22 protein-coding genes are annotated in these 25,079 nt (G+C 50.9%); 10 read left to right on the top strand and 12 right to left on the bottom strand.

The window, feature by feature from the left end:
• Window positions 1-10: 10 nt before the first annotated feature.
• From N7268_RS20780 to pspA, 10 genes are all read right to left on the bottom strand, one after another.
• The gene (locus N7268_RS20780; protein ID WP_198904074.1) at window positions 11-799 is read right to left on the bottom strand and encodes a sugar phosphate isomerase/epimerase family protein; all 789 of its coding nucleotides are present in this window, start codon (window positions 797-799) and stop codon (window positions 11-13) included.
• A 16-nt stretch (window positions 800-815) separates the two neighbouring features.
• On the bottom strand, window positions 816-1,868 hold the full coding sequence (locus N7268_RS20775) for a zinc-dependent alcohol dehydrogenase (protein WP_260864284.1): 1,053 nt from the start codon (window positions 1,866-1,868) through the stop codon (window positions 816-818).
• 27 nt (window positions 1,869-1,895) lie between these two features.
• The gene (locus tag N7268_RS20770) at window positions 1,896-2,738 is read right to left on the bottom strand and encodes a carbohydrate ABC transporter permease (protein WP_198904072.1); all 843 of its coding nucleotides are present in this window, start codon (window positions 2,736-2,738) and stop codon (window positions 1,896-1,898) included.
• On the bottom strand, window positions 2,725-3,606 hold the full coding sequence (locus N7268_RS20765) for a carbohydrate ABC transporter permease (RefSeq protein ID WP_198904071.1): 882 nt from the start codon (window positions 3,604-3,606) through the stop codon (window positions 2,725-2,727). Before N7268_RS20765 ends, N7268_RS20770 begins: the two co-directional genes overlap by 14 nt.
• A gap of 20 nt (window positions 3,607-3,626) precedes the next feature.
• Window positions 3,627-4,919, bottom strand: coding sequence for an ABC transporter substrate-binding protein (locus N7268_RS20760; RefSeq protein ID WP_260864283.1), 1,293 nt, complete (start codon window positions 4,917-4,919; stop codon window positions 3,627-3,629).
• A 13-nt stretch (window positions 4,920-4,932) separates the two neighbouring features.
• Window positions 4,933-6,642 (bottom strand): sugar phosphorylase, encoded by a 1,710-nt coding sequence (locus N7268_RS20755; protein ID WP_313958436.1) that lies wholly within the window; start codon window positions 6,640-6,642, stop codon window positions 4,933-4,935.
• Between the two features lie 163 nt (window positions 6,643-6,805).
• Complete coding sequence (pspD, locus tag N7268_RS20750) at window positions 6,806-7,036, bottom strand: phage shock protein PspD (protein WP_260864281.1); 231 nt, start codon at window positions 7,034-7,036, stop codon at window positions 6,806-6,808.
• A gap of 8 nt (window positions 7,037-7,044) precedes the next feature.
• Entirely contained in the window at window positions 7,045-7,404 is a 360-nt protein-coding gene (gene pspC, locus N7268_RS20745; RefSeq protein WP_198904067.1) for an envelope stress response membrane protein PspC, read from the bottom strand.
• Window positions 7,404-7,628 (bottom strand): envelope stress response membrane protein PspB, encoded by a 225-nt coding sequence (pspB, locus tag N7268_RS20740; RefSeq protein WP_198904066.1) that lies wholly within the window; start codon window positions 7,626-7,628, stop codon window positions 7,404-7,406. The genes pspC and pspB overlap by 1 nt, the downstream gene beginning before the upstream one ends.
• 54 nt (window positions 7,629-7,682) lie before the next feature.
• On the bottom strand, window positions 7,683-8,351 hold the full coding sequence (pspA, locus tag N7268_RS20735; protein WP_198904065.1) for a phage shock protein PspA: 669 nt from the start codon (window positions 8,349-8,351) through the stop codon (window positions 7,683-7,685).
• 155 nt (window positions 8,352-8,506) lie between these two features.
• Here pspA and pspF point away from each other — a divergent pair, with 155 nt between their 5' ends.
• Complete coding sequence (gene pspF / locus N7268_RS20730; protein ID WP_260864280.1) at window positions 8,507-9,496, top strand: phage shock protein operon transcriptional activator; 990 nt, start codon at window positions 8,507-8,509, stop codon at window positions 9,494-9,496.
• A 33-nt stretch (window positions 9,497-9,529) separates the two neighbouring features.
• Here the strand turns inward: pspF and N7268_RS20725 are convergent, their stop codons facing one another.
• Entirely contained in the window at window positions 9,530-11,539 is a 2,010-nt protein-coding gene (locus N7268_RS20725; protein WP_260864279.1) for an acyltransferase family protein, read from the bottom strand.
• Window positions 11,540-12,017: 478 nt separating this feature from the next.
• Between N7268_RS20725 and sapA the strand changes: the two genes are divergently transcribed.
• The 5 genes from sapA to sapF are packed head-to-tail and all read left to right on the top strand — an operon-like array spanning window position 12,018 to window position 17,300.
• On the top strand, window positions 12,018-13,661 hold the full coding sequence (sapA, locus tag N7268_RS20720) for an ABC transporter substrate-binding protein SapA (protein WP_260864278.1): 1,644 nt from the start codon (window positions 12,018-12,020) through the stop codon (window positions 13,659-13,661).
• Window positions 13,658-14,623, top strand: a complete 966-nt coding sequence (sapB, locus tag N7268_RS20715; RefSeq protein ID WP_198904062.1) for a putrescine export ABC transporter permease SapB — start codon at window positions 13,658-13,660, stop codon at window positions 14,621-14,623. The genes sapA and sapB overlap by 4 nt, the downstream gene beginning before the upstream one ends.
• Window positions 14,610-15,500, top strand: coding sequence for a peptide ABC transporter permease SapC (sapC, locus tag N7268_RS20710; RefSeq protein ID WP_260864277.1), 891 nt, complete (start codon window positions 14,610-14,612; stop codon window positions 15,498-15,500). The genes sapB and sapC overlap by 14 nt, the downstream gene beginning before the upstream one ends.
• Complete coding sequence (gene sapD / locus N7268_RS20705; RefSeq protein WP_260864276.1) at window positions 15,500-16,492, top strand: peptide ABC transporter ATP-binding protein SapD; 993 nt, start codon at window positions 15,500-15,502, stop codon at window positions 16,490-16,492. The genes sapC and sapD overlap by 1 nt, the downstream gene beginning before the upstream one ends.
• A gap of 1 nt (window position 16,493) precedes the next feature.
• Window positions 16,494-17,300, top strand: a complete 807-nt coding sequence (gene sapF, locus N7268_RS20700) for a peptide ABC transporter ATP-binding protein SapF (protein WP_198904059.1) — start codon at window positions 16,494-16,496, stop codon at window positions 17,298-17,300.
• A gap of 39 nt (window positions 17,301-17,339) precedes the next feature.
• Here sapF and N7268_RS20695 read toward each other — a convergent pair whose 3' ends face one another.
• On the bottom strand, window positions 17,340-18,029 hold the full coding sequence (locus N7268_RS20695) for an EAL domain-containing protein (RefSeq protein ID WP_260864275.1): 690 nt from the start codon (window positions 18,027-18,029) through the stop codon (window positions 17,340-17,342).
• A 495-nt stretch (window positions 18,030-18,524) separates the two neighbouring features.
• Between N7268_RS20695 and fabI the strand changes: the two genes are divergently transcribed.
• The 4 genes from fabI (at window position 18,525) to pdeR (ending at window position 24,946) form a co-directional block, all read left to right on the top strand.
• Complete coding sequence (gene fabI / locus N7268_RS20690) at window positions 18,525-19,313, top strand: enoyl-ACP reductase FabI (protein WP_260864274.1); 789 nt, start codon at window positions 18,525-18,527, stop codon at window positions 19,311-19,313.
• 215 nt (window positions 19,314-19,528) lie between these two features.
• Entirely contained in the window at window positions 19,529-20,674 is a 1,146-nt protein-coding gene (locus N7268_RS20685) for a carboxymuconolactone decarboxylase family protein (RefSeq protein ID WP_260864273.1), read from the top strand.
• Between the two features lie 89 nt (window positions 20,675-20,763).
• Window positions 20,764-22,698, top strand: coding sequence for an exoribonuclease II (locus tag N7268_RS20680; protein ID WP_260864272.1), 1,935 nt, complete (start codon window positions 20,764-20,766; stop codon window positions 22,696-22,698).
• 256 nt (window positions 22,699-22,954) lie between these two features.
• Window positions 22,955-24,946 carry a cyclic di-GMP phosphodiesterase gene (gene pdeR / locus N7268_RS20675; RefSeq protein ID WP_260864271.1) on the top strand — a complete coding sequence of 664 codons (1,992 nt, stop codon included), beginning with the start codon at window positions 22,955-22,957 and terminating at the stop codon, window positions 24,944-24,946.
• Window positions 24,947-25,079 lie beyond the last annotated feature (133 nt).

The raw sequence follows: 25,079 nt of genomic DNA, 5'->3' as shown, positions 1-25,079 counted from the left end.
GGAAATCCTCTTAGCAGGTACGCAGCCAGGCCAGCGACTGACGGTAAGCTTCCGGCAGGTTCTCTGCCCGTACCCGTCCTTCGTACACCACGTATCCCTGGTAATTATCCTCACGCAACTGATCAAACAACGCGGCAAAATTCAGCGAACCACTTCCTGGCTGGTAGCGATGGTTATCCGCAATGTGGACGTGACCCAGCAGATCCCGGTTATCATGCAACGCCTGCGCGATATCATCTTCTTCGATATTCATGTGGTAGAAATCACCGATGATCTGCACATGCTGAAGGTTGTTTTCCTCGATATAGCGGCGAGCATCAGCCAGGGTGTTGATCATATGATCCTGATAGCGATTGAGCGGCTCCAGATAGACCACGGTCCCCGTGCGCTCGGCAACTTTATCAAGATAAATCAATGACTCGCTTACAGCTTTGCGGTCGCCCGCCAGGCTGCGCGGCGCGGTCATTGGTGGAAGACGGAAGGTAAACATGCCCCATGCCGCAGGTACGATGATCCCTTTGCCGCCCACTTCGGCCAGCGCTTCCAGAATACGGGTAATCTGCTGCAATCCGTTCAGACGGCGCTCTTCGATAAAATCGCCAATCCAGCCGTCATATCCCCCGCAAGCGGTGGTTACTGGCAGACCCGTTTCTTTGATTGCCGCTTTCACTTCTTCCAGGTTATTGACAAGTAGCTTGCCGTCAATCTCGAAGCCGTCAAAACCCATCTCTTTGATATAGCGAAATTTCTCAAGAATATTTTCCGGGAAAAAAGCCTGATTCTGTGTTCCGATTTTCATGTTCTGTATTCCTTAGTTAAAACGTCACGCCCATTTTGATGCTCTTTTCCGGATGGCGATCGACATACTCCATATAGCTTTCCGGGCTGCTCGCGAACGTGACTACCGGGTCGATAAGCTCTTCACAGTTCAGGTAACCGTTCATCAGCAGTTCCCAGCAGGTCTCTTCAATACGCTTACGGCTCCAGCGCGGATAGTCTGGATTCGGTTCACTGCAGGCACGGGAGAAGACAATTTTGGCATTGTTGAAATGCGCTTCACGGCCGAGGTTAAAACCTTCCGCAAAAGGTTTAGCGAAGGCGACGTAAGAAATGGTGCCGCCGTAGGCCAGACCGCGTAACGCCGATTGCAAGGCATCCGCATAGCCGCTGGTTTCAATAATGACATCAGCGCCCTGCTTACCGGTTAGCGCTTTGATCTCTTTACCCACATCGGTGCCAAACGGGTTGAGGCAGAAATCTGCGCCATGACGCAGCGCGATATCGCAGCGATGGGCGATCGGGTCAACGCCAATAACAATCGACGCCCCCGCTTTCTTCGCCAGTTGCACCGCAATCTGACCAATCGCGCCTAAGCCCACGATGACTACAAAATCACCCACGCGCACATTGGCATCACGCACGCCGCTCATGGCGAACTGAGCCGGGTCGTAGCAAACCGCGTTTTTCCAGGAACTGCCTTCAGGCATTTTGCGCAGCTTGTAGTTGTTAACCGCGTTGATGATGACCGTTTCAGACAGCGGGCCGTAACCGCAGACAGAATCGCCCACAGCGTAATCCGTCACATCGCTGCCGCATTCAATCACATCACCGACGATCATATTGCCAAGCTGGAATTTGCCGAATTCGATTCCACGCGGCGCGCCTTCCGGGCGCGGCATAAACATCTGCCATTCGGCGTTGAAATCTTCATCAATAAACGGGCTGGCTGCGCGGAAATCGACCACTTCAGTACCATGTTTTGGTGCGCCAAAGCGGACGCGGATTTTCACTTCGTTGGCTGCAACCGCGCGATCTTCATATTCCACCAGTGCCGCGACACGCGGTTCTGTGGCAACTAACTTTTTCATTTACAACTCCTTAATTAAACTGGCCGCTTAGCCCTTCACGCCGCCTGCGGTCAAACCACTCTTAATAAAACGTTCGGAAAGCGCGTACATAATGACGACCGGCAATGCTGTCACTAACGACGCGGCCATCATGCGTCCCCAGATATAGTCAGGCGTACTGAACAGCGCGTTCAGACCGACCGGTAAGGTGAAATTGCTGGCGCTGGAAAGGAAAATCGATGCAAACAGATAGTCGTTCCATGCCACCATAAAGCAGTAAACAAACACCGAAACCAGACCGGACATCGCCAACGGAACGGTAATGCGGAAGATGATCTGCAGACGATTTAAGCCATCCATCATTGCCGCCTCTTCGATCTCATCCGGGATCGTGTCGAAGTAGCTTTTCAGCATGAACACGGCCGTCGGCAGCGTCTGAGTCACCATGGTGATAATCAGTGCCATTTCGGTGTCATAGATCCCGAGTGCCGTAATGATTTTGAATAACGGCACCACCAGCAGGATCCCGGAGAACATGTACACCGTGTAAAAGCTGGCGTTGATGGTCATCCGTCCTTTAAAACGCAGGCGCGACAAGGCATAAGCGCCGAGTATCCCAAGAAAGACGGCCACTACAGATGCGGAGACCGACACCACCAGGCTATTACGGAAGTAATCAACGAACGGGAAGATCATCGGGTTAAAGATGTCGATGTAATGTTCCAGCGTCCATTGCTGCGGTAACAGCGTCGGATGCAGTGAAATCGCCTCTTTCGCGCTTTTAAACGAGGTCATCAGCATCACAAAGAACGGAAATAGCGTGATAACCAAAAAGACGGCGAGTCCACAGTAAAAGCCAATGCGGCCAAGTGTGCGCTTATTTGTTGCCATTGAGGTTCACCCGTTTTCTGGTCAGCAGGATAACAGCGAAAATAATGACGAAGAGGACAACGGAAATGGCTGCCGCTTTACCTAAGTCGTTAAATGCAAAGGCCGTTTTATAGAGGTACACCCCGAGAATATCGACTTTCGTTGTCAGCAGATAAACGTCGGCGAACATATAGAACATCCAGATAGTACGCAGCGTGACGACGGTCGCCAGCACCGGCATAATCGCGGGCAGCGTGACGATTCGAAACCGTTGCCAGGCGTTAGCGCCATCCATTTCTGCCGCTTCGTACAGGGATTTATCAATCGTCTGCAAAATGGCCAGAAACGAGATAAAGGCATACGGGAAGTAACGCCAGATGGCGAACAACACGACCAGCGCGAAGCTACTGCCCGGATTGTCGAACCACAACGGCGCCTGATCGTAGAGATGCAGCAGATCCACGCCGAGGTAGTTCACTATGCCGTAGCCGTTGTTGAACATGTACTTCCAGGCAAACACCAGCGAAATAGAAGGCGTTACGTAGGAGAGGATCACCAGCGAGCGCGCCGTTTTACGCAGGCGAAATTCGCGGTTAAAGAACATCGCCACACCCAGCCCTAACACCGTACTTCCCGCCACGACCAGCGCGGTATACCAGACCGTCATCCACAGTGAGTGCCAGAAACTGGGGTCGGATAAGATACGGATATAGTTGCTCAGACCGACAAACGTAGATTCAATGTTCGGATTGAGCGGCAAACGCATAAAGCTGATTTCGATGTTTGATATCATCGGCCATGCCACTAAACCGCCCAGCAAAAGCAAACTGGGTGCCAGCAGCAGCATGGCAAATGGCATATCCGATCGACCTGAAAATAACTTATTCATCACGACTTTCTCTTTCCCCTTTAGCGCTGTTCAACGAGGTCATCCAGCTTTGTCTGGCTTGCCTTGATCGTCGTTGAAAGGTCGGCTTTTCCTACCGTGACGTTATGTACCAGGGTGCTCACGACACCGGAGCCCGTCACATCGCCCATACGGGTAAAGTTTTTATCGCCGACGGCACCAAACACCTGAATATTGGGCAGCTCGGCAATCAGTTGATCCGGTAATTCACCCAACGCTTTAATCACCGGGTTTTCTTTCCAGGTCGCCGTGTTCACCACCGCTTTATTGACCGGCAAAGCCGCACCCGGGGACATCATTACCCAGTCAGCAATGTTGTCGGCCTGCTCCATAAAGGTGACAAATTTTTCTGCCGCTTCTGTCTCTTCGGTTTTCTGACCCGCCGTGATAGTGAGTGACGTCAGCATGCCGTAAACAGCGGATGTTTTTTCTGTTGGGACTACAAAGCCAACGTTTTTCGGGTCACCCTCTTTAATCACCGCAGGCAGAATATAGGTGGAGTAAATCGCCATCGGCGCAGTGCCGTTCATGAACGCATCTTTAACTTCCATGATGTCGTTAGAGCCCGGCATCGTATTCATTGCCAGCGAACGGTAATACTGCAGCGCCTGGGTCATTTCAGAGGTATCGAGCGTGATCTTGCCTTGCGCATCAAACACGTTAGCCTTATTGGACAGAGCAAACTGAGAGAAGGCCTGTTCGGTCAATACGCTTTCAGCGGTCGGCAGTGCGATACCAAATTTCTTATTCGCGGGATCGTTTAGCTTCTGCGCCACGTCCAGCAGTTGCTGCCAGTTTTTCGGTTCTTCCAGACCGGCTTTTGCCAGCACATCTTTGCGATACCAGATCCCGCCAATCCAGGCGCTAACCGGAACGCCAGTCCATGCAGTCCCGTCTTCAGTACGTACGATACGCAGCACACCGTCATAAAATGCGCTTTCGCCGACACCGTTGATCACCTTCTCCACCGCTTTACGATCGATGAGTGACTCTTTATCCATCACCTTGGCGTAGTCATGGCTGGTCTCAATCACTTCAGGCAACGAACCGCTGCGCGCGAGGGTAATCACTTTGGTGTTATAAGCATCTTCTTCGACAGGAACCTGCTTAACCGTGATGCCTGGGTTTTCTTTTTCAAAACGCTCAATCAGTTTCGCAATAACCGCCTGCCGCTCCTGTTCAACAGAAGAGTGCATAAATTCAATCGCGACAGAGGATTTTTTATCATCCTTACATCCTGATATCAGGGCGCAGGATACCAGTGCTGACATCAGCACAATTTTTGCTTTAAGCATGAAATATTCCTTATTATATTTTAACCCACATAACCTGCCAGGCGTGCAGCGTTAATTCCCCACGCGGAATATTAATTTCGCTAATCAGATCAAATCCATTTTCCATATCAATATGGACGGTTTGATCATGAGCGCTGACATTAAATAACCCGGTAATTTCTTCGCCCGTTTTCGCAGTGCGTTTAATTTGCATAACGGTTGGCGTGATACTGCTAATTTCAAAATCACTATCTGGATGGAATGCTTTATTATTCCGTCGAATAACGATCAACCTGGATAACTCATGATAAATAGCATGGCGTAAGCTGTTCTCATCTGACAATTCAGCTTCTATTTGCTCTACCTGATATTTCTTACGGTTGATGGCTCGATTGTATCCCAGCGTTTCCACACCTTTGTAATCATTACGGGAGCCCAGAATGCTTTGAATGTACACCGCAGGTACACCCGGGAAACTCAATAAAATAGCGTGAGCAAGGATAAAACGGGCAAACCGCTCAGCATCGCTGCTATTGCCCGGCGTGAGCGCATCCATATAGGTCACGTTAATTTCATACGGACTGCGACTACCATCAGGGTTATTTTTCCAGTTAACCAGTGCGCCTTCCTGTTGTAATTCCGTCACCAGTTTCATGATTTCTTCTTCTGGTAACAGACCACGTAATGGGTTAAGTCCAATGCCGTCATGCGAGGCAAGGAAATTAAACCAGGTGGTGTCGTCGGATGGCAGTTCCAGTGATTGCGCCCACTGACACAATGCCGTTGTATCCTGACGTTGTACCGCATGCAGAACCAGTGGCGGCAGCGAGAACTGGTACACCATGTGCGCCTCATCCTGCCCATTTCCGAAGTAGGAAATGTTGTCTTTATGCGGGACGTTCGTTTCAGTAATGATGGCGGTGCCTGGCGCAGCACAGTCAGCAATCGCGCGGAACAGTTTGATAAGCTGGTGTGTTTTTTCCAGATGGATGCAGGACGTGCCGGGCTCTTTCCACATAAAACCCACAGCATCAAGGCGCACATAGTCTGCACCCTGTTCAAGGTAGCTCAACAGCACATCGACCATGGCCAACAGCACAACCGGATTTTCATAGTTGAGATCAATCTGGTCTTCACTAAACGTCGTCCACAAATGACGCACCGTATTATCTTTCACTGTAAACGGCGTCAATAAAGGTAATGCACGAGGACGAGTAACATTGCTCAGATCCGTATTGGGGTCCATTGCAATAAAGAAATTGTCGTAGCCCTCTACCTGTTGTAAATAATTATTAAACCACTCGCTTTTAGCTGACATATGATTACAAACGAAATCAAACATCAGTCGACTGGATTGGCCTAATTGTTTAATATCATTCCAGTCCCCTGTTTCTTCGGCAACCTGATGGTAATCGATTACTGAAAAACCATCATCCGATGACCACGGATAAAAGGGTAAAAGATGGACGTGAGAAAAGGTTGACTTAAGCCATTCATTATAAAAGTGATTAAACACAGGAAGTGGCTTTTGATCTGCTCCGTGAAATTGATCAGCGTAAGTAATGAGCACGACATCGCTCTCATCCCAATGCGCTTTACGGACTTTATTAATTAATTCTTTAGATTTTTCTAAACGTTTAATTAACGCCTCATAGTGGTTCGGAGTAAATGTATCTCCATAGACTTCACTCAGGCATTTTTGGATTTCTTGGTTCACCTTAATTTCTCGTGGTAGCGGTCCCATGACGCAAGAGACTACTCTGCAGAAAATAAGCTGTCAATCAGACGAGGCGGTCTGGAGGGGGGTATAAAAGAATTTTGGCAGCCAAAAAATCGTATTTGTGAGCTGCCGCAAATTAATAGTGGGGATGTTGATGAATTGTTGCTTGATTATGCTGTATTGACGATCAGGATTGTTTGCTCGAATAGCGCTTAGACAGTTTTGCCGCGGCACGACTCAACAACGGCTCAAGCACCAATGCCAGCACCATTTTCAGAGGGCGTCGGGCGACGGATTTTACCGCCCACCCCGCGACACCCGCCGGACCGTAGCGAAGCGCAGTAAGGAGAACCAGCTTACCTGCTATTTTAAAGCCCGGCGTCACCCTTTGCCCGGCACGTTGCCAGCGATTATTCATCTCAATCCTCACAATTGACGAAAGCGGCTGCGCAATGTGAAGGTATCTGACGTCACATAACGCTCCATTTCCCGCAAACGCGTTTCACTCGCGGCCAGTTCACGATCCACAGCATCCAACAGTTCACCGCTGGAAGGCTGTTGCTCACCAGACGCATAATTATCCGGCATCGGGTCCAGTACAAACGTCAGTACGATGTAAGCCACTAACGTAAAAAAGGCCAAGCCGAAGAAGATCGACAATACGACCAGAATCCGCACCAGTTTTACCGGAACGTCCAGATACTGTGCGATACCCGCACAGACCCCACGAACCATGCCCTGCTGCGGGATACGCCATAACTTTTTGTTCAGATTAACGCCTCCCATTAGCGATCCCTCCAGTTCGGATGCTCAGCATCAAGGATGTCTTCCAGCGCCTGAATACGCTCACGCATACGCTGCGCGTTATTGTTCAGTTCCACCAGGCGTTGCTGTTCGTTTTGCGACAACTCGCCGCGACTGGAACGGTTGCTGTAATGCAGCCATAACCAGATCGGTAAAACAAACAGCACAAAGATGGTTAACGGTATGGCCAGAAATAGCGCGCTCATGAGTACTCCTTACAGGTGATGAGCGGCGACGCGTTCGGGCGTCGCCAGGTATTATTATTGCTTGTCTTGCTGCATTTTGGCTTTCAACTGCGCCAATTGCTCACTGATTTCATCATCTGCTTTCAGGTCAGCAAATTGCTGATCCAGCGATTTTTGCTTACCGAAGTTGTGGCTTTCAGCTTCTGCTTCCATCTGATCAATACGACGCTCAAAAGATTCAAAACGTGCCATCGCTTCATCCAGCTTACCGCTGTCCAGTTGACGACGCACATCGCGGGAAGAACTCGCCGCCTGATGACGCAGCGCCAGCGCCTGCTGACGCGCACGGGTTTCGCTGAGTTTATTTTCCAGCTCACCGATCTCTTTTTTCATCCGCGTCAGCGTATCGTCCACCAGCGTCACTTCATGCTCCAGAGAGGTGATCAGATCGGTCAGTTTCTGCTTTTCAATTAAGGCAGAACGCGCCAAATCTTCTTTCTCTTTACGCAGCGCCAGCTCCGCTTTTTCCTGCCACTCAGCCTGTTGTGCGGTGGCCTGTTCAATACGACGGGATAACTGTTTCTTTTCCGCCAACGCACGCGCCGAATTTGAGCGAACCTCGACCAACGTGTCTTCCATTTCCTGGATCATTAACCGCACCAGTTTCTGCGGATCTTCAGCCTTTTCCAGCAACGCATTAATGTTGGCGTTCACGATGTCGGCAAAACGAGAAAAAATACCCATAATGTAATCCTCACTGACTGTTCTGATAGTGGGCAATGCCCTGCTGCTGAGGTAATGCAGATTGCGTGCCAACTTTTTAACTCATTGATTATCCATCAAATGGTAAATTTTACCTGACGACAAAATTAGGTTAAATTGGTGAATAACACTAACAAGTGGTGAATTTCATCATGGCCGGATACAAAGACAATCTTCTTGGCGAAGCCAATAGTTTTATTGAGGTGCTGGAACAGGTTTCCCGGCTGGCCCCGCTGGATAAACCGGTACTGGTTATCGGCGAACGGGGGACGGGCAAGGAATTAATCGCCAACCGCTTACACTACCTCTCCTCTCGCTGGCAAGGGCCGTTTATTTCACTGAACTGTGCTGCACTCAATGAAAACCTGCTCGACTCTGAACTGTTTGGCCACGAAGCGGGCGCGTTTACCGGCGCACAAAAACGCCATCCGGGCCGCTTTGAGCGCGCCGATGGCGGGACACTGTTCCTCGATGAACTGGCGACCGCCCCGATGCTGGTACAAGAAAAACTCCTGCGTGTCATTGAGTATGGGGAACTGGAACGTGTCGGCGGTAGTCAGCCGCTGCAAGTCAATGTACGTCTGGTCTGTGCAACGAATGCCGATTTGCCAAAGATGGTGAGTGAAGGTACTTTCCGCGCGGATCTTCTCGACAGACTGGCGTTTGATGTGGTGCAACTGCCTCCTTTACGTGAGCGGCAAAGCGATATCATGTTAATGGCCGAGCAGTTTGCCATCCAGATGTGCCGGGAGATGGGCTTACCGTTATTTCCAGGATTTACCACGCACGCCAGAGACACTCTGCTGCACTACCGCTGGCCGGGTAATATTCGAGAACTGAAAAACGTCGTTGAGCGTTCAGTCTACCGACATGGCACCAGTGACTACCCGTTGGATGACATTGTGATTGACCCTTTTCAACGAAATATCACTTCACCGCAGCCCCAGGACGACAGCGAAATACGGCCATCATTACCGCTGGATTTACGTGAGTTTCAGCAGCGTCAGGAAAAAGAATTTCTGCAATCCAGTTTGCAACAGGCAAAATTTAACCAGAAAAAAGCGGCTGAATTACTCGGACTCACCTACCATCAGCTCCGCGCATTACTTAAAAAGCATCAGCTTTAGCGTTCCTGACAACAATTCATTGGATCATATCCGTCAACGTTGAGGCGCTTGTGTCGCCTCAGTGTCTGACGCTGGCTTAAATGCTTGCCGGAACATCGGCTTCAACAGCGAACTCCCGAACTCACTCAGATGATTACTATCTGCGTAAAGCGGGCGTCCCTCTGCCTCTGCCCAACAGCGTCCGTCGTGGCAAAGATAAGGGAGAGGATCGAGAATCTTGACGCCACAACGTAGCGCAGCCTCATCCTGTGCCGCCCAAATGACTTGTTGGCGCTGGCGATACTCTGTCAGTGAAATAGATATTTTGTGGGGAGGTTTGCCAAACATCAGTGCTCTGGCCATGGTATTGGGAACATCAGTCGCCATTTCAGGGATTGGACGCACCAAAAATACCCTCTCGCGGTTCTCAATTGAGCACATGGTTTTGATCAGTTGCTGAGTAAACTGTTTATTTAACGCCGGGTTTGGATGTTCGTACGGAGTATCAAAGAATCCCATCGGGATATTGAAAAAGGCGTCCTTTTCATTTTGCCCCAGGATAGCCAGACTGCTTCTGTTTGCAATAATGACCTGATTATTTTTGTATTCGTTATTAAGCAAATTAATAGCGCTATCATTAAAAAGCTTACAGTCATCATGACTATCTTCCCGACGTTTCATACCTAATACCGTCGGGCAACTCGCATAGGTCAACTCAATCACAGAACCGGGAGCAACATCAGCGACAGCAGAAACCAGCATACTCGCATGGCTATCACCTAATAGAATTGCCGTTACCTCACCTTTGCCATGGCTACACATCGGCGATTCACTCCCTTTTCCCGGTACCAGCAAACACTTTTCGAATCGGGAAGCATAATCAAGCTTCGGGATCATCGCTAATTCAATCGCCGGGTCAATGCGACCTTCAACCTGTTGATAGCGTGCTCCCACGGCCATCAATCCAACGCTTAACACGACCAGCCCTAACACCCCGATCTGCTTACCCATAGAGACTCGCGCAAGTTGCCTACGCGCCGGTGTTTCCACGAGTAATAAAGAGACTTTTCCCAACAGTACACTGCCCACTATTCCGCCCACAATCCACGCGGGATTGTCCTGTTTATCGGCATAGCTTAGCAGTACCACCAACGGCCAATGCCAAAGATAAATAGAGTAAGAGTTGGCCCCTATCTGACGGGTGAGAATGGTTGATGTAAAAATAGATTGTTGACGATTAGCCGCCAGAACGAGCATAGCACCCAGCACCGGCACCATGGCATAAGCCCCGGGCCATGGCCGGGTTGCATCAAGTAAAGTGACCGACAATGCAATTAATAGAAAACCGACACACTCTACCGCACGCGCAGGAAGTTGTGGCATGGAATGCCGACGCGTTAGCCACCATACTGATCCTCCGGCTAACAATTCCCAAACCCGCGTGGGCAATAAATAAAATGCGCTGCCAGGGAACCGAGGGCTGGCGTAAATAGAAAGCGCGAGTGACAACAGACCTGCGGCGAGCAGCACAAACTTAAGGCCCCGACAGCCAAACCAACGCCAAATAAACAGGCAGCCCACAGGCAACAAAATATAAAATTGCCACTCCAGTGAGAGTGACCAGGTGTGCAGCAACCAATTTTCGCGAGAAGCGATATCGAAATAACCGGCCTCGCGCCAGAACTTCAGATTGGAAATAAAAGTAAGTGCGGTTACCACGTTGATCGACAGAACGCGATAATCTGCTGTGGGCAACCATAACCAGCCAATAATGAGCAATATGGCACATAGCACTATTAAGGCCGGAATAATTCGTCTGGCTCGCGCCAGATAAAATCCCCACAATGAGAAATTATCGCGTTCCAGTCCATTAACGATGATGGCCGTCATCAAAAAACCAGATATGACAAAAAACACATCAACGCCAACAAAACCGCCGCTGAATCCGGGTATGCCAAAGTGATAAAATACGACCGCCAATACTGCCCATGCTCGCAGTCCATTGATATCATGGCGAAATGCTTTAGGGGCGGGTGAGGCAGGACGGGACGACTTATTAACCATAATCGACCGGATTCCAGGATAGTGTAACAACGCAGCCAATCTGCACCATGACATATTAATCGTACTGAGTTTACAAATTACCCTTCGGGTGAACAAGATGTCATCTCAGACATAACAAAAAATAAAACTCACCTGTTTTGACTGCATAAAAACCCCCCCTATTAATCGTTGTGCATTCCCAATCCAACGCCCTGTTTTGGATATTTACTGTACATACATGACACGTTACACACCAGGGTTACCCTCTAACGGGGCGAATCAATCGTTTATTGCGCGTCAGACAGGTCATGAAAATGCTAAGATAGTTTATGAGGTATATTCAACGTGGCTAGTGCGTATGAATGTTGACCAACTCGCGAAGTTCACTGCGCGGTGACCAACTCTACAGCCCCCATGATGTCCCCAAACACAAACGGTAATGGCGAATGTCATTAAATATTAGTAAGATAGCTTCTTTATACATAATCTCTTAAAAATTATGCGCTTGGTTTTATCATCTCTGATCGTGATGGCTGGATTTCTGTGTGGTCAGGCAGTTGCTGCGCCGGAACAGACCACGCACGCGGATATTCGCGACAGCGGGTTTGTCTATTGCGTGAGCGGGCAGGTCAATACGTTCAACCCGCAAAAAGCGAGCAGTGGTCTGATTGTCGATACACTGGCTGCCCAGCTCTATGACCGGCTGCTTGATGTCGATCCTTACACCTATCGACTGGTGCCTGAACTGGCCGAAAGCTGGGAGGTGCTGGATAACGGTGCAACCTACCGTTTTCACTTGCGCCGCGACGTGCCCTTTCAAAAGACCGCCTGGTTTACCCCAACGCGTAAACTGAATGCAGACGACGTCGTGTTCACCTTCGAGCGCATCTTTGACCGTCAACATCCGTGGCATAACGTTAATGGCGGCAGTTTCCCCTACTTCGACAGCCTCCAGTTCGCCGATAACGTACAAAGCGTCCGTAAGCTGGACAACAACACCGTTGAATTTCGTCTGACCCAGCCTGATGCCTCCTTCCTGTGGCACCTGGCCACACACTATGCTTCCGTGATGTCAGCAGAGTATGCCGCGAATCTGGCAAAAGAGGATCGCCAGGAGTTGCTCGACAGGCAACCGGTCGGCACCGGTCCATTCCAGCTTTCGGAAAATCGCGCGGGACAATATATCCGACTACAGCGTCACGACAATTTCTGGCGCGGTAAACCTCTCATGCCGCAGGTGGTTGTGGATCTCGGCTCTGGCGGAACCGGTCGTTTATCGAAACTGCTCACCGGTGAGTGCGACGTTCTGGCCTGGCCTGCAGCCAGTCAGCTCAGTATTTTGCGTGACGATCCCCGTCTGCGCCTGACGCTACGCCCGGGTATGAACATTGCCTACCTGGCGTTCAATACCAATAAACCTCCGCTGAACAACCCTGCCGTGCGCCATGCGCTTGCGCTGTCAATCAACAATCAGCGTCTGATGCAGTCTATCTACTACGGTACGGCAGAAACGGCGGCATCTATTTTACCGCGCGCCTCGTGGGCCTATGACAACGAAGCTAAAATTACAGAATACAACCCGGCAAAATCACGCGAACAGTTAAAAGCGCTGGGGCTGGAGAACTTAACGTTAAAGCTCTGGGTACCAACCAGTTCACAGGCCTGGAACCCAAGCCCACTGAAAACCGCAGAACTGATCCAGGCAGATATGGCGCAGGTTGGCGTAAAAGTGGTCATCGTCCCGGTTGAAGGTCGTTTTCAGGAGGCGCGGTTAATGGACATGAACCATGATCTGACGTTGTCCGGCTGGGCGACAGACAGTAACGATCCTGACAGTTTTTTCCGTCCACTGCTCAGTTGCGCCGCGATTGACTCGCAAACCAACTTTGCGCACTGGTGCGACCCGGAGTTTGACAGCATTCTGCGAAAAGCCCTGTCTTCGCAGCAGCTTTCTTCGCGCATTGATGCCTATGACGAAGCCCAAAATATTCTGGCGCAAGAGTTACCGATCCTGCCGCTGGCCTCTTCGCTGCGCCTGCAGGCTTATCGCTATGACATCAAAGGGCTGGTTCTCAGCCCGTTCGGTAACGCTTCCTTTGCCGGGGTTTCCAGGGAAAAGAAAGATGAGGTGAAAAAACCATGATTATCTTCACCCTGCGTCGTGTTTTATTGCTCCTGGTTACCCTGTTCTTTCTGACCTTTATTGGGTTCAGTCTGAGCTACTTCACGCCTCATGCGCCTTTGCAAGGCGCATCCCTGTGGAACGCCTGGGTATTTTGGTTCAATGGCTTAATTCACTGGGATTTTGGTGTTTCCAGCATTAACGGGCAATTGATCTCAGAACAGCTGAAAGAGGTGTTCCCGGCGACGATGGAGCTGTGCATTCTCGCCTTTGGCTTTGCCCTGATGGTGGGGATCCCCATCGGCATGCTGGCGGGGATCACGCGGAACAAATGGCCAGATCGGTGCATCAGTGCGCTGGCGCTGATGGGCTTTTCCATTCCGGTTTTTTGGCTGGCGCTGCTGCTCACCTTACTTTTTTCGTTGACGCTCGGCTGGCTACCGGTTTCTGGTCGTTTCGATCTGCTCTATGAAGTGAAACCGGTCACCGGTTTTGCCATTATTGACGCATGGCTCTCCGATTCGCCCTGGCGCGATGAAATGCTGGTAAGCGCAATACGACATATGGTTCTCCCTGTGTTGACACTCTCCGTTGCGCCGACCACAGAGGTCATCCGCCTGATGCGTATCAGCACTATCGAGGTTTTCGATCAGAATTACGTAAAAGCGGCAGCCACACGGGGTCTGTCACGTTTAACTATTCTGCGCCGTCACGTGTTGCACAACGCCCTCCCGCCGGTGATCCCTCGTCTTGGCCTGCAGTTTTCCACCATGCTGACGCTGGCGATGATCACCGAAATGGTCTTTAGCTGGCCAGGACTTGGTCGTTGGCTGATCAATGCGATTCGCCAGCAGGACTACGCCGCAATTTCTGCCGGCGTTATGGTGATTGGTTCACTGGTTATTATTGTTAACGTTATCTCTGATATTTTGGGTGCTATGGCTAACCCTCTGAAACATAAGGAATGGTATGCCTTACGATAGTGTGTACAGCGAAAAGCGCCCGCCCGGCACGCTGCGCACTGCCTGGCGCAATTTTTACAGTGACGCTTCTGCGATGGTTGGCCTGTATGGCTGCGCAGGATTGCTGATCCTGTGTGTTTTTGGTAGCTGGTTCGCCCCTTATGGCATCGATCAGCAATTTTTAGGTTATCAGTTACTGCCACCCTCCTGGTCGCGTTACGGCGAGGTCTCCTTTTTCCTCGGTACCGACGACCTGGGTCGTGATGTATTAAGCCGTCTGCTCAGCGGTGCCGCGCCTACCGTAGGAGGCGCGTTTGTCGTGACTCTCGCGGCCACGCTGTGTGGTCTGGTATTGGGTGTTGTCGCCGGGGCAACGCACGGTTTACGTTCTGCCGTACTGAACCATATTCTCGACACCCTGCTCTCTATTCCTTCGCTGCTGTTGGCGATTATTGTGGTGGCGTTTGCTGGCCCTCACCTGACTCACGCGATGTTTGCTGTCTGGCTGGCGCTGTTGCCGCGTATGGTGCGGTCCGTCTATAGCATGGTGCATGACGAGCTGGAAAAAGAGTATGTCATCGCCGCCCGACTGGACGGCGCAACTACGCTCAATATTCTGTGGTTCGCCATTCTGCCCAATATTACGGCCGGGCTGATTACGGAAATTACGCGCGCATTATCGATGGCGATTCTGGATATTGCGGCGCTGGGCTTTCTGGATCTTGGCGCGCAGTTACCGTCGCCAGAATGGGGAGCCATGCTCGGCGACGCGCTGGAGCTGATTTATGTCGCGCCGTGGACGGTCATGCTGCCGGGTGCGGCGATTATGATCAGTGTATTGCTGGTTAACTTGCTCGGTGACGGCGTGCGCCGTGCGATCATTGCGGGGGTGGAATAATGCCATTACTGGATATCCGCAACCTGACGATTGAGTTCAGGACCGGCGACGATTGGGTAAAGGCGGTTGACCGCGTCAGCATGACGCTGAATGAAGGCGAAATTCGCGGGCTGGTGGGTGAATCAGGTTCCGGTAAAAGTCTGATCGCTAAAGCGATTTGTGGTGTTGCCAAAGATAACTGGCGTGTCACCGCAGATCGCATGCGCTTTGACGATATCGATCTGCTGCGCCTTTCCGCCCGTGAACGGCGCAAACTGGTGGGCCATAACGTTTCCATGATCTTCCAGGAGCCGCAATCATGTCTTGACCCGTCCGAACGTATCGGGCGGCAACTGATGCAAAATATCCCGGCCTGGACCTACAAGGGGCGCTGGTGGCAACGCATTGGCTGGCGCAAACGCCGTGCCATTGAGCTACTGCACCGCGTCGGGATAAAAGATCATAAAGACGCGATGCGTAGTTTCCCGTATGAGCTGACAGATGGCGAGTGCCAGAAAGTGATGATTGCCATCGCACTGGCTAATCAACCGCGTTTGTTGATTGCGGATGAGCCGACCAACGCCATGGAGCCAACAACGCAGGCGCAAATTTTTCGCCTGCTGACCCGGCTGAATCAAAACAGCAACACCACCATTTTGCTGATTAGCCATGACCTGCAAATGCTCAGTCAGTGGGCGGACAAAATTAACGTGATGTACTGCGGACAAACGGTGGAAACCGCCCCCAGCAAAGATCTGGTGACGATCCCGCATCACCCTTATACGCAAGCGTTGATCCGCGCCATTCCTGATTTTGGCAGTCCAATGCCACACAAAAGCCGCCTTAATACCATGCCGGGAGCCATTCCGTTGTTAGAACAATTACCCATCGGTTGCCGCCTCGGGCCACGCTGTCCTTATGCGCAGCGCGAGTGTATTGAAACCCCACGACTGACCGGAGCCAAGAATCATCTCTACGCCTGTCATTTCCCGCTGAACATGGAGAGAGAGTGAGATGGTAGAGACACTGCTCGAAGTCCGTAATCTGAGCAAAACCTTTCGCTACCGCACGGGCTTGTTCCGCCGCCAGACCGTTGAGGCCGTAAAGCCCCTGAGCTTTACACTGCGTGAGCGACAAACCCTCGCCATCATTGGCGAGAACGGTTCAGGGAAATCGACGTTAGCGAAAATGCTGGCGGGGATGGTTGAACCCACCAGCGGCGAGCTGCTGATTGACGACCATCCGCTAAAATATGGCGATTATTCATTTCGTAGCCAGCGTATTCGCATGATTTTCCAGGACCCGTCAACGTCGCTTAACCCGCGTCAGCGTATCTCGCAGATCCTTGATTTTCCGCTGCGACTGAATACCGACCTGGAGCCAGAACAGCGCCGTAAGCAGATTATTGAAACCATGCGCATGGTTGGGCTGCTTCCCGATCATGTCAGCTATTACCCGCATATGCTGGCACCGGGACAAAAGCAGCGTCTGGGGCTTGCCCGTGCGTTGATTCTGCGACCTAAAGTGATCATCGCGGACGAAGCGCTGGCATCGCTGGATATGTCGATGCGCTCGCAGCTGATCAATCTGATGCTGGAACTGCAGGAAAAACAAGGCATTTCCTATATTTATGTCACCCAGCATATCGGAATGATGAAACACATCAGCGATCAGGTGCTGGTGATGCATCAGGGCGAAGTGGTTGAACGCGGCAGTACAGCTGACGTGCTCGCCTCCCCGCTTCATGAGCTTACCCGCCGTCTGATAGCCGGGCACTTCGGTGAAGCGCTCACCGCGGATGCATGGCGAAAAGACCGTTAACAGAAGAGCGCCCTCCTCGTCTGGAGGGCTAATTTGCCGTTAGTGCAGGATTTCTGCCGGTATCAGCGTATCAACTTCATCAAACGTGACAGCAGAAAAAATACCGCCCTGAATCGCCCAAATACCAGCATTGAACGCGTCGTCGATGAGTCGGGTATCTTCCAGTCCTTCAATCACCACGCGATCACAATATTCCCGGATATTTTTGATAAGTACCGGGAACATCGGTTTTTCTACCTGCGACATAAAAAAGCCGCGATCCATTTTCACAACACCAAAATGGCCACTCACTAACGGGCCTGCGCTGAGACACCCAGAGCCAAGATCGCCCAGCCACAAGGCATTCGGCCCCTCGCGAAGAGAATTAATCAGCAGGTTATTCAGGCAAGCCGTATTTGACAGGAAGCGTTCAGAAAGTTCCAGCGCAATAAAGGGCATCGAATATAAGACCGATTTAATTTCAGGATCGCCGATCGCCAGAAGCGCCATTTCATCAATGAGTTTTATCGTACAGAAAAGCGTATTTTTCTCGAACCACTCTCGTTTATCCGCAACGAATTGCAATTGTTCAAGCATGAATTTTCGTTTTTGTTCGCCATTCCATGCACTCACGATGAAATCTGAATGTAACGGATGAACCGTATCTGAAGAAAACCGGGTAACCATCTCGATCCCCAGCAACATGTTCATTGAGTCTCTCATCGGTTCCGCGATGAAATGATAGTGCATAAGACCACTCCAATTGATCATAACTTACTGATAATGCACCTCTAAACACAATCAATCAATAATATCGATCAATGTATAGATATTGATCGATAAAAACAATATATCATAACAATCTGAATATGGAGATATTTTTTGTTTTAAGAATCTTCTTACATTGATATGTTTATAAACATCGACTAGCGGTATCATCACGCTTTTATACGCCTCTGAGAGCGTGTATTACCTGACTCTGGTTGGATGAGGCAGAACCTGGCGTGGGTGGTATACTCCTCACGTGCAATAAATAATGACAGGCCACTGAATACTGATAGTGATTCTTTGATCCCTGAAATGCGCTTTTACCGCCGGTAACCTTACGGTGAATAGCAGTGAAAGATCGTGACGCAAGAAGCAGAGAGCGGAATAGACTTTCAGTCCAATTTCGAGTGACCTTGAAATTGCAATCATAACTCATTGATTGCTAAAAAATAAGTAATGACTGTAAGGATTAAATCTATGGGTTTTCTTTCCGGTAAGCGCATTCTGGTAACCGGTCTTGCCAGTAAATTATCCATTGCATGGGGTATTGCTCAGGCGATGCACCGCGAAGGGGCTGAACTGGCATTCACCTACCAGAACGACAAACTGAAAGGCCGCGTGGAAGAATTTGCAGCTCAACTGGGTTCCAGCATCGTACTGCAATGCGACGTGGCGGAAGACGACAGCATCGACACCCTGTTCACTGAGCTAGGCAAAACCTGGCCGAAATTCGACGGTTTCGTACACTCAATCGGTTTCGCACCCGCGGATCAACTGGATGGCGACTATGTGAATGCAGTCACCCGAGAAGGCTTCAGGATCGCGCATGACATCAGTGCCTACAGTTTCGTGGCAATGGCAAAAGCGTGCCGTTCGATGCTGAATCCAGGTTCTGCACTGCTGACGTTGTCCTACCTGGGCGCAGAGCGCGCTATCCCGAACTACAACGTAATGGGTCTGGCAAAAGCCTCTCTGGAAGCCAACGTCCGCTATATGGCTAACGCAATGGGTCCTGAAGGTGTGCGTGTGAACGCGATCTCTGCCGGTCCCATCCGTACTCTGGCGGCTTCCGGTATTAAAGATTTCCGTAAAATGCTGGCGCATTGCGAAGCGGTTACGCCGATTCGCCGTACTGTTACCATTGAAGATGTGGGCAACTCAGCGGCATTCCTGTGTTCCGATCTGTCTGCGGGTATCTCTGGTGAAGTCGTTCACGTTGACGGTGGTTTCAGCATCGCGGCAATGAACGAACTGGAACTGAAATAATCTTTCAGACCTCATCATGGGCGGCACTCTGTCGCCCATCATTTTCCGTCTTATCGCCTTACGCCCCCTGCCATATATACTTTTCGGATATTTATTATCACGTAACAATCTTTTATCCCCCCCTCTGCTTACGTCAGGATATTGCAGCGCAAACGATCCGGCGTACAGATATGACGACGTATCCGGGTCGCCACTTTTTAGACCAAGGAACGCCCATGGAACAACGCCGAATTGAAGGCAAAAGCCACTGGTATCATGAAACGCAGTCCAGTACGTATCCACAAGATGTTCTGCCGCTGGTGCCAGAGGCAGCAAACGTCGAGGACATCTTTCTGCTGGATTTGGCGATCCCTGACGTTGCGCTTGTGCCCTTTCAGTCCTGGTTAGAACCTGCACGTAAACTTGCTCACCTTCTTTTTCCCGCACATGTTGCACTAAGCCCACTGCATACGTTCAGCGGCTATGAACGCCTGAGTACCGCCTTAACGGTCGCCCAGGTTTATGGCGTCCAACGATTATCTAATCACTATGCAGCGCGTTTGGCGCCGCTACCGGGTCCAGACTCTTCACGGGAGAGTAATCGCCGGTTGGCGCAAATTACCCAGTATGCTCGCCAACTCGCCAGCTCGCCCGCCGTGATCAATGCGCGCGATCGCCAGCACCTGGATGAGGTCGGACTCACCACCAGCGACATCGTCCTGATAAATCAGATCATCGGTTTTGTGGGTTTTCAGTCCCGTGCCGTCGCTATTTTTCAGGCGTATTTTGACCACCCGGTTCGTCGGATACCCGGTCTGGACGTGCAGCAGTACGCGCACGCACCACCGTTTCGTAATACCGACGCAAAATGGTATGCGGCACCTTTCCCGCACGAAACCGGGCATGCCAACGATGAACCATTAGACAGCCATTCCCCGCTCGAACTGCGTGCTCTGCGGCCATTGCTGGCACATTCACCCGCAGTGCTGGATTTACTCTTGTCATTGCTTGCCAGCAGTCTGCACAGCGACGCGCAATCAAAGACATACTCACTCGCCGCCTTGTTGACTGCACGCATTAACGGCAGCGTAGCCTGCTTTAATGAACAGGCGCTGGCTGCGCACGATATGGCGGATATCGTTGCCATACTTCGCAAAGAAGAACGTGAGATACAGCGCTGGGAACAACGACATCCGGTTGAGCGCGTTACCCTGCAGGCGGTACAATGGCTCACCAGGGCGCCCGATCGTTTTAGCGCCGCACTGTTCACCCCGTTACGCGACCAGAGTCTCTCTTCAGAGCAGGTCATTAACCTACTGGCCTGGAGCGGATTGTGCGGATGGTTGAATCGCTTAAAAATTGCGCTCGGCGAGACTCATTAACCGATCCATTAACTGAAAGAGCGCTTGCTGCAACTGGCAGAATCGCGTAAAACTGTCAGCCGCTCTTTTAGCCACGAAAATAGACAATTATGCTTCAGGACAACCCGCTGCTAGCGCAGCTTAAACAGCAACTACATTCCCAAACGCCACGTGCTGAAGGGGTGGTAAAAGCCACGGAAAAAGGCTTTGGCTTCCTGGAAGTCGATGCACAAAAAAGCTATTTCATTCCACCGCCGCAGATGAAGAAAGTGATGCATGGCGACCGCATTATCGCGGTTATCCATACAGAAAAAGATCGCGAGTCTGCCGAGCCGGAAGAACTGGTTGAGCCGTTTCTGACGCGTTTCGTGGGTAAAGTTCAGGGCAAGAACGATCGTCTTTCCGTGGTACCGGATCATCCGTTACTGAAAGATGCCATTCCCTGCCGTGCCGCGCGCGGTGTGGAACATGAATTTAAAGAAGGTGACTGGGTAGTGGCAGAAATGCGACGCCATCCGCTGAAAGGCGACCGCACCTTCTACGCCGAATTGACGCAATACATCACGTTTGCTGACGATCACTTCGTCCCATGGTGGGTAACACTGGCGCGCCATAACCTCGAAAAAGAAGCACCAAACGGCGTTGCCACTGAAATGCTGGATGAAGGTCTGGAGCGTCAGGACTTAACCGCACTCAATTTCGTCACTATCGACAGTGCCAGCACTGAAGATATGGATGATGCGCTGTATGCCGAAGAACTGGCAGACGGCAAATTACAGCTGACTGTCGCGATTGCCGATCCTACCGCCTGGATTGCGGAAGGCAGCAAGCTGGATAACACCGCTAAAATTCGCGCGTTTACCAACTATCTGCCGGGGTTCAATATCCCGATGTTACCGCGCGAACTGTCTGATGATCTGTGCTCTCTGCGCGCTAACGAAGTGCGTCCGGTGCTGGCCTGCCGCATGGTCATTGCGGCTGATGGAACAATTGAAGACAACATCACTTTCTTCGCGGCGACCATCGAATCCAAAGCTAAGCTTGCATACGACAATGTCTCTGACTGGCTGGATGGTACGGGCGAATGGCAGCCTGAGAACGACGCCATCGCCGGGCAGATCCGTCTGCTGCAGCGCATCTGCCTGAGCCGCGGTGAGTGGCGTCACAACCACGCACTGGTCTTTAAAGACAGGCCGGATTATCGGTTTGTACTGGGTGAAAAAGGTGAAGTGCTGGATATCGTGGCCGAGCCGCGCCGTATTGCCAACCGTATCGTCGAAGAGTCGATGATTGCGGCGAACATTTGCGCGGCACGCGTGCTTCGCGACAAACTGGGCTTCGGTATTTATAACGTACACATGGGATTCGACCCGGCCAATGCGGAAGCGCTGGCTACGCTGCTGAAAACCCATGGTATGCACGTTGATGCTGAAGAGGTATTGACGCTGGATGGCTTCTGCAAGCTACGTCGTGAACTGGATGCGCAGCCTTCTGGTTTCCTCGATAGCCGTATTCGCCGCTTCCAGTCGTATGCTGAGATCAGCACCGAACCGGGTCCGCACTTTGGGTTGGGTCTGGAGGCTTACGCGACCTGGACCTCTCCTATCCGTAAGTATGGCGATATGATCAACCACCGCCTGCTGAAAGCGGTGATCAAAGGTGAAACGATCGCCCGTCCACAGGACGATATCACCGTGCAGATGGCAGAACGCCGTCGTCTGAACCGCATGGCTGAGCGTGATGTGGGTGACTGGCTGTATGCACGTTTCCTGAATGACAAAACCGGTACCGATACCCGTTTTGCAGCCGAAATCATTGATATCAGCCGCGGCGGCATGCGCGTTCGTTTGGTCGATAATGGTGCTGTTGCATTTATTCCCGCGCCATTCCTGCATGCAGTGCGTGATGAACTGGTATGTAGCCAGGAAAACGGCACCGTGCAGATCAAAGGTGAAGTGGCCTACAAAGTCACCGACGTGATTGATGTCACCATCGCCGAAGTTCGCATGGAAACCCGCAGCGTTATCGCACGCCCAGCCATGTAACTGATTCAGGCTCGACGGCCTTTCTTTAGAGGAAGGCCGTTTTCTTTTTCCCCTCGACAACTCCGCCACACACTACACTTCATTCATCTGGATTTATTTTTTACGATTTTCAGTTCTCTGGCTTTGCTTTTTCCCGAATCTGGATTACACATAAATATATAAATAAAACAATATGTTCAGCCATAATCACCCTGTATGAATCATGGCTACCCTTACTTTTGAGGCTCTATGCGCTTTAAACGGGATAGTTCACATCATGAAAGACGTTCAGGAACGGGTAACGTTGTATAGTTACACGGGTACGCACAACCCATACTGGCGTCTGTCAGAGGATTGCAACACCCTGCATTTCTCTGTTGACGAAGCCGCTGACGCAAAACAAACCATCGAATTATCTCCTGAGCAGGCCGATCGTATTCGGGAGATGACGGTTATTACCTCAAGTTTGCTCATGACCCTTCCCATCGATGATGATGACATTCCCGTGCATCTGGTCGGACGAAAAATTAATAAACGAGAATGGGGTGGAAGCGCATCCGCCTGGGATGATACCCCTTCCGTTGCACGCGATCTGGCACACGGCTTATCGTTTGCCGAACAGGTTGTCTCTGAAGCCAATTCCGTTATCGTCATCCTTGATCGCATGGGTAACATTCAGCGATTTAATCGATTGTGCGAAGAATATACCGGTCTGAAAGAACGCGAAGTGATCGGCCAAAGCGTGTTTACGCTGTTTATGAGCCGTCGCGAAGCCGCAGCCTCAAGACGCAACATTGATATTTTCTTTCGCGAAGGTAACTCCTATGAGGTCGAGCGATGGGTAAATACCTGTAAGGGGCAACGCCTGTTTTTGTTTCGCAATAAATTTGTGCATAACGGCAGCGGTAAGAACGAAATTTTCCTGATCTGTTCAGGAACGGATATCACTGAAGAGCGGCGCGCCCAGGAGCGTCTGCGCGTGCTGGCGAATACCGACTCGATTACCGGATTACCTAACCGTAACGCCATTCATGAACTGATTAGCGAAGCGATTGAGAATGCGGAAGATTCACAGGTTGGAATTGTCTATCTCGACCTGGATAACTTCAAAAAGGTCAACGATGCCTATGGTCACATGTTTGGCGATCAGCTGCTACAAAGCGTCTCACTGGCGATCCTCAGTTGCCTTGAAGATGATCAGTTGCTGGCCCGTTTCGGAGGGGATGAGTTTATTGTCCTTGCCACGCAAACCTCCCGAAGCGCGCTTGAGGCCACCGCCTCGCGTATTCTGACTCGCCTGCGTCTCCCCTTTCGCATTGGCCTGATTGAAGTGTATACCGGCTGTTCTATCGGTATTTCCCTCGCGCCGCAGCATGGAAATGACAGCGAAAGCGTGATTCGCAATGCGGATACGGCGATGTATACCGCGAAAGAAGGCGGACGCGGACAGTTTTGTGTCTTCTCGCCAGAAATGAATCAGCGGGTCTTCGAATATCTTTGGCTGGATACCAACCTGCGTAAAGCGCTGGAAAACGATCAATTATTGATCCACTACCAACCCAAAATAACCTGGCGCGGCGAAGTACGTAGCCTGGAAGCGCTGGTTCGCTGGCAGTCCCCGGAGCGCGGGTTAATCCCGCCAATGGAGTTTATTTCTTACGCCGAAGAGTCCGGGCTTATCGTTCCTCTGGGTCGTTGGGTCATTCTGGAAGTTGTACGCCAGGTGGCGAAATGGCGTGATAAAGGGATAAACCTGCGCGTGGCGGTGAACGTTTCTGCGCGTCAGCTGGCCGACCAGACGCTTTTTACCGATCTGAAGCAGGTTCTGCATGACCTGAATTTTGAGTATTGCCCCATCGATGTCGAATTAACAGAAAGCAGTTTGATTGAAAATGAACAACTTGCGTTGTCCGTTATTCAACAATTTAGTCAGCTAGGCGCACAGATCCATTTAGATGATTTTGGTACAGGATATTCATCGCTTTCGCAACTTGCCCGCTTCCCGCTCGATGCCATAAAACTCGATCAGGCCTTCGTCAGGGATATTCACAAACAATCTATTTCACAGTCGCTGGTACGAGCCATTGTGGCCGTCGCACAGGCGCTCAACCTGCAGGTGATTGCTGAGGGTGTTGAAAGCGCGAAAGAGGATGCTTTTCTGACCAAAAATGGTGTTAATGAGCGTCAGGGATTTTTGTTCGCCAAGCCGATGCCTGCCGCCGCATTTGAACGCTGGTATAAGCGACACCTGAATAAAAAATCGCGATAATGCAGAAAGAGCAAACGTATTGAATAGCGAAAAATGGACACTGCGTGACAATCATATCTGTATGTAATCACACAATATATAATATTCTCCATTCGCTCAGGTTAATACTATTTTTCCCTTCTCTTTTGGCATG

It is taken from the genome of Citrobacter sp. Marseille-Q6884 (genome assembly GCF_945906775.1).
Taxonomy (GTDB): Bacteria; Pseudomonadota; Gammaproteobacteria; order Enterobacterales; family Enterobacteriaceae; genus Citrobacter.
This window is presented reverse-complemented; position numbering and strand designations above follow the sequence as displayed.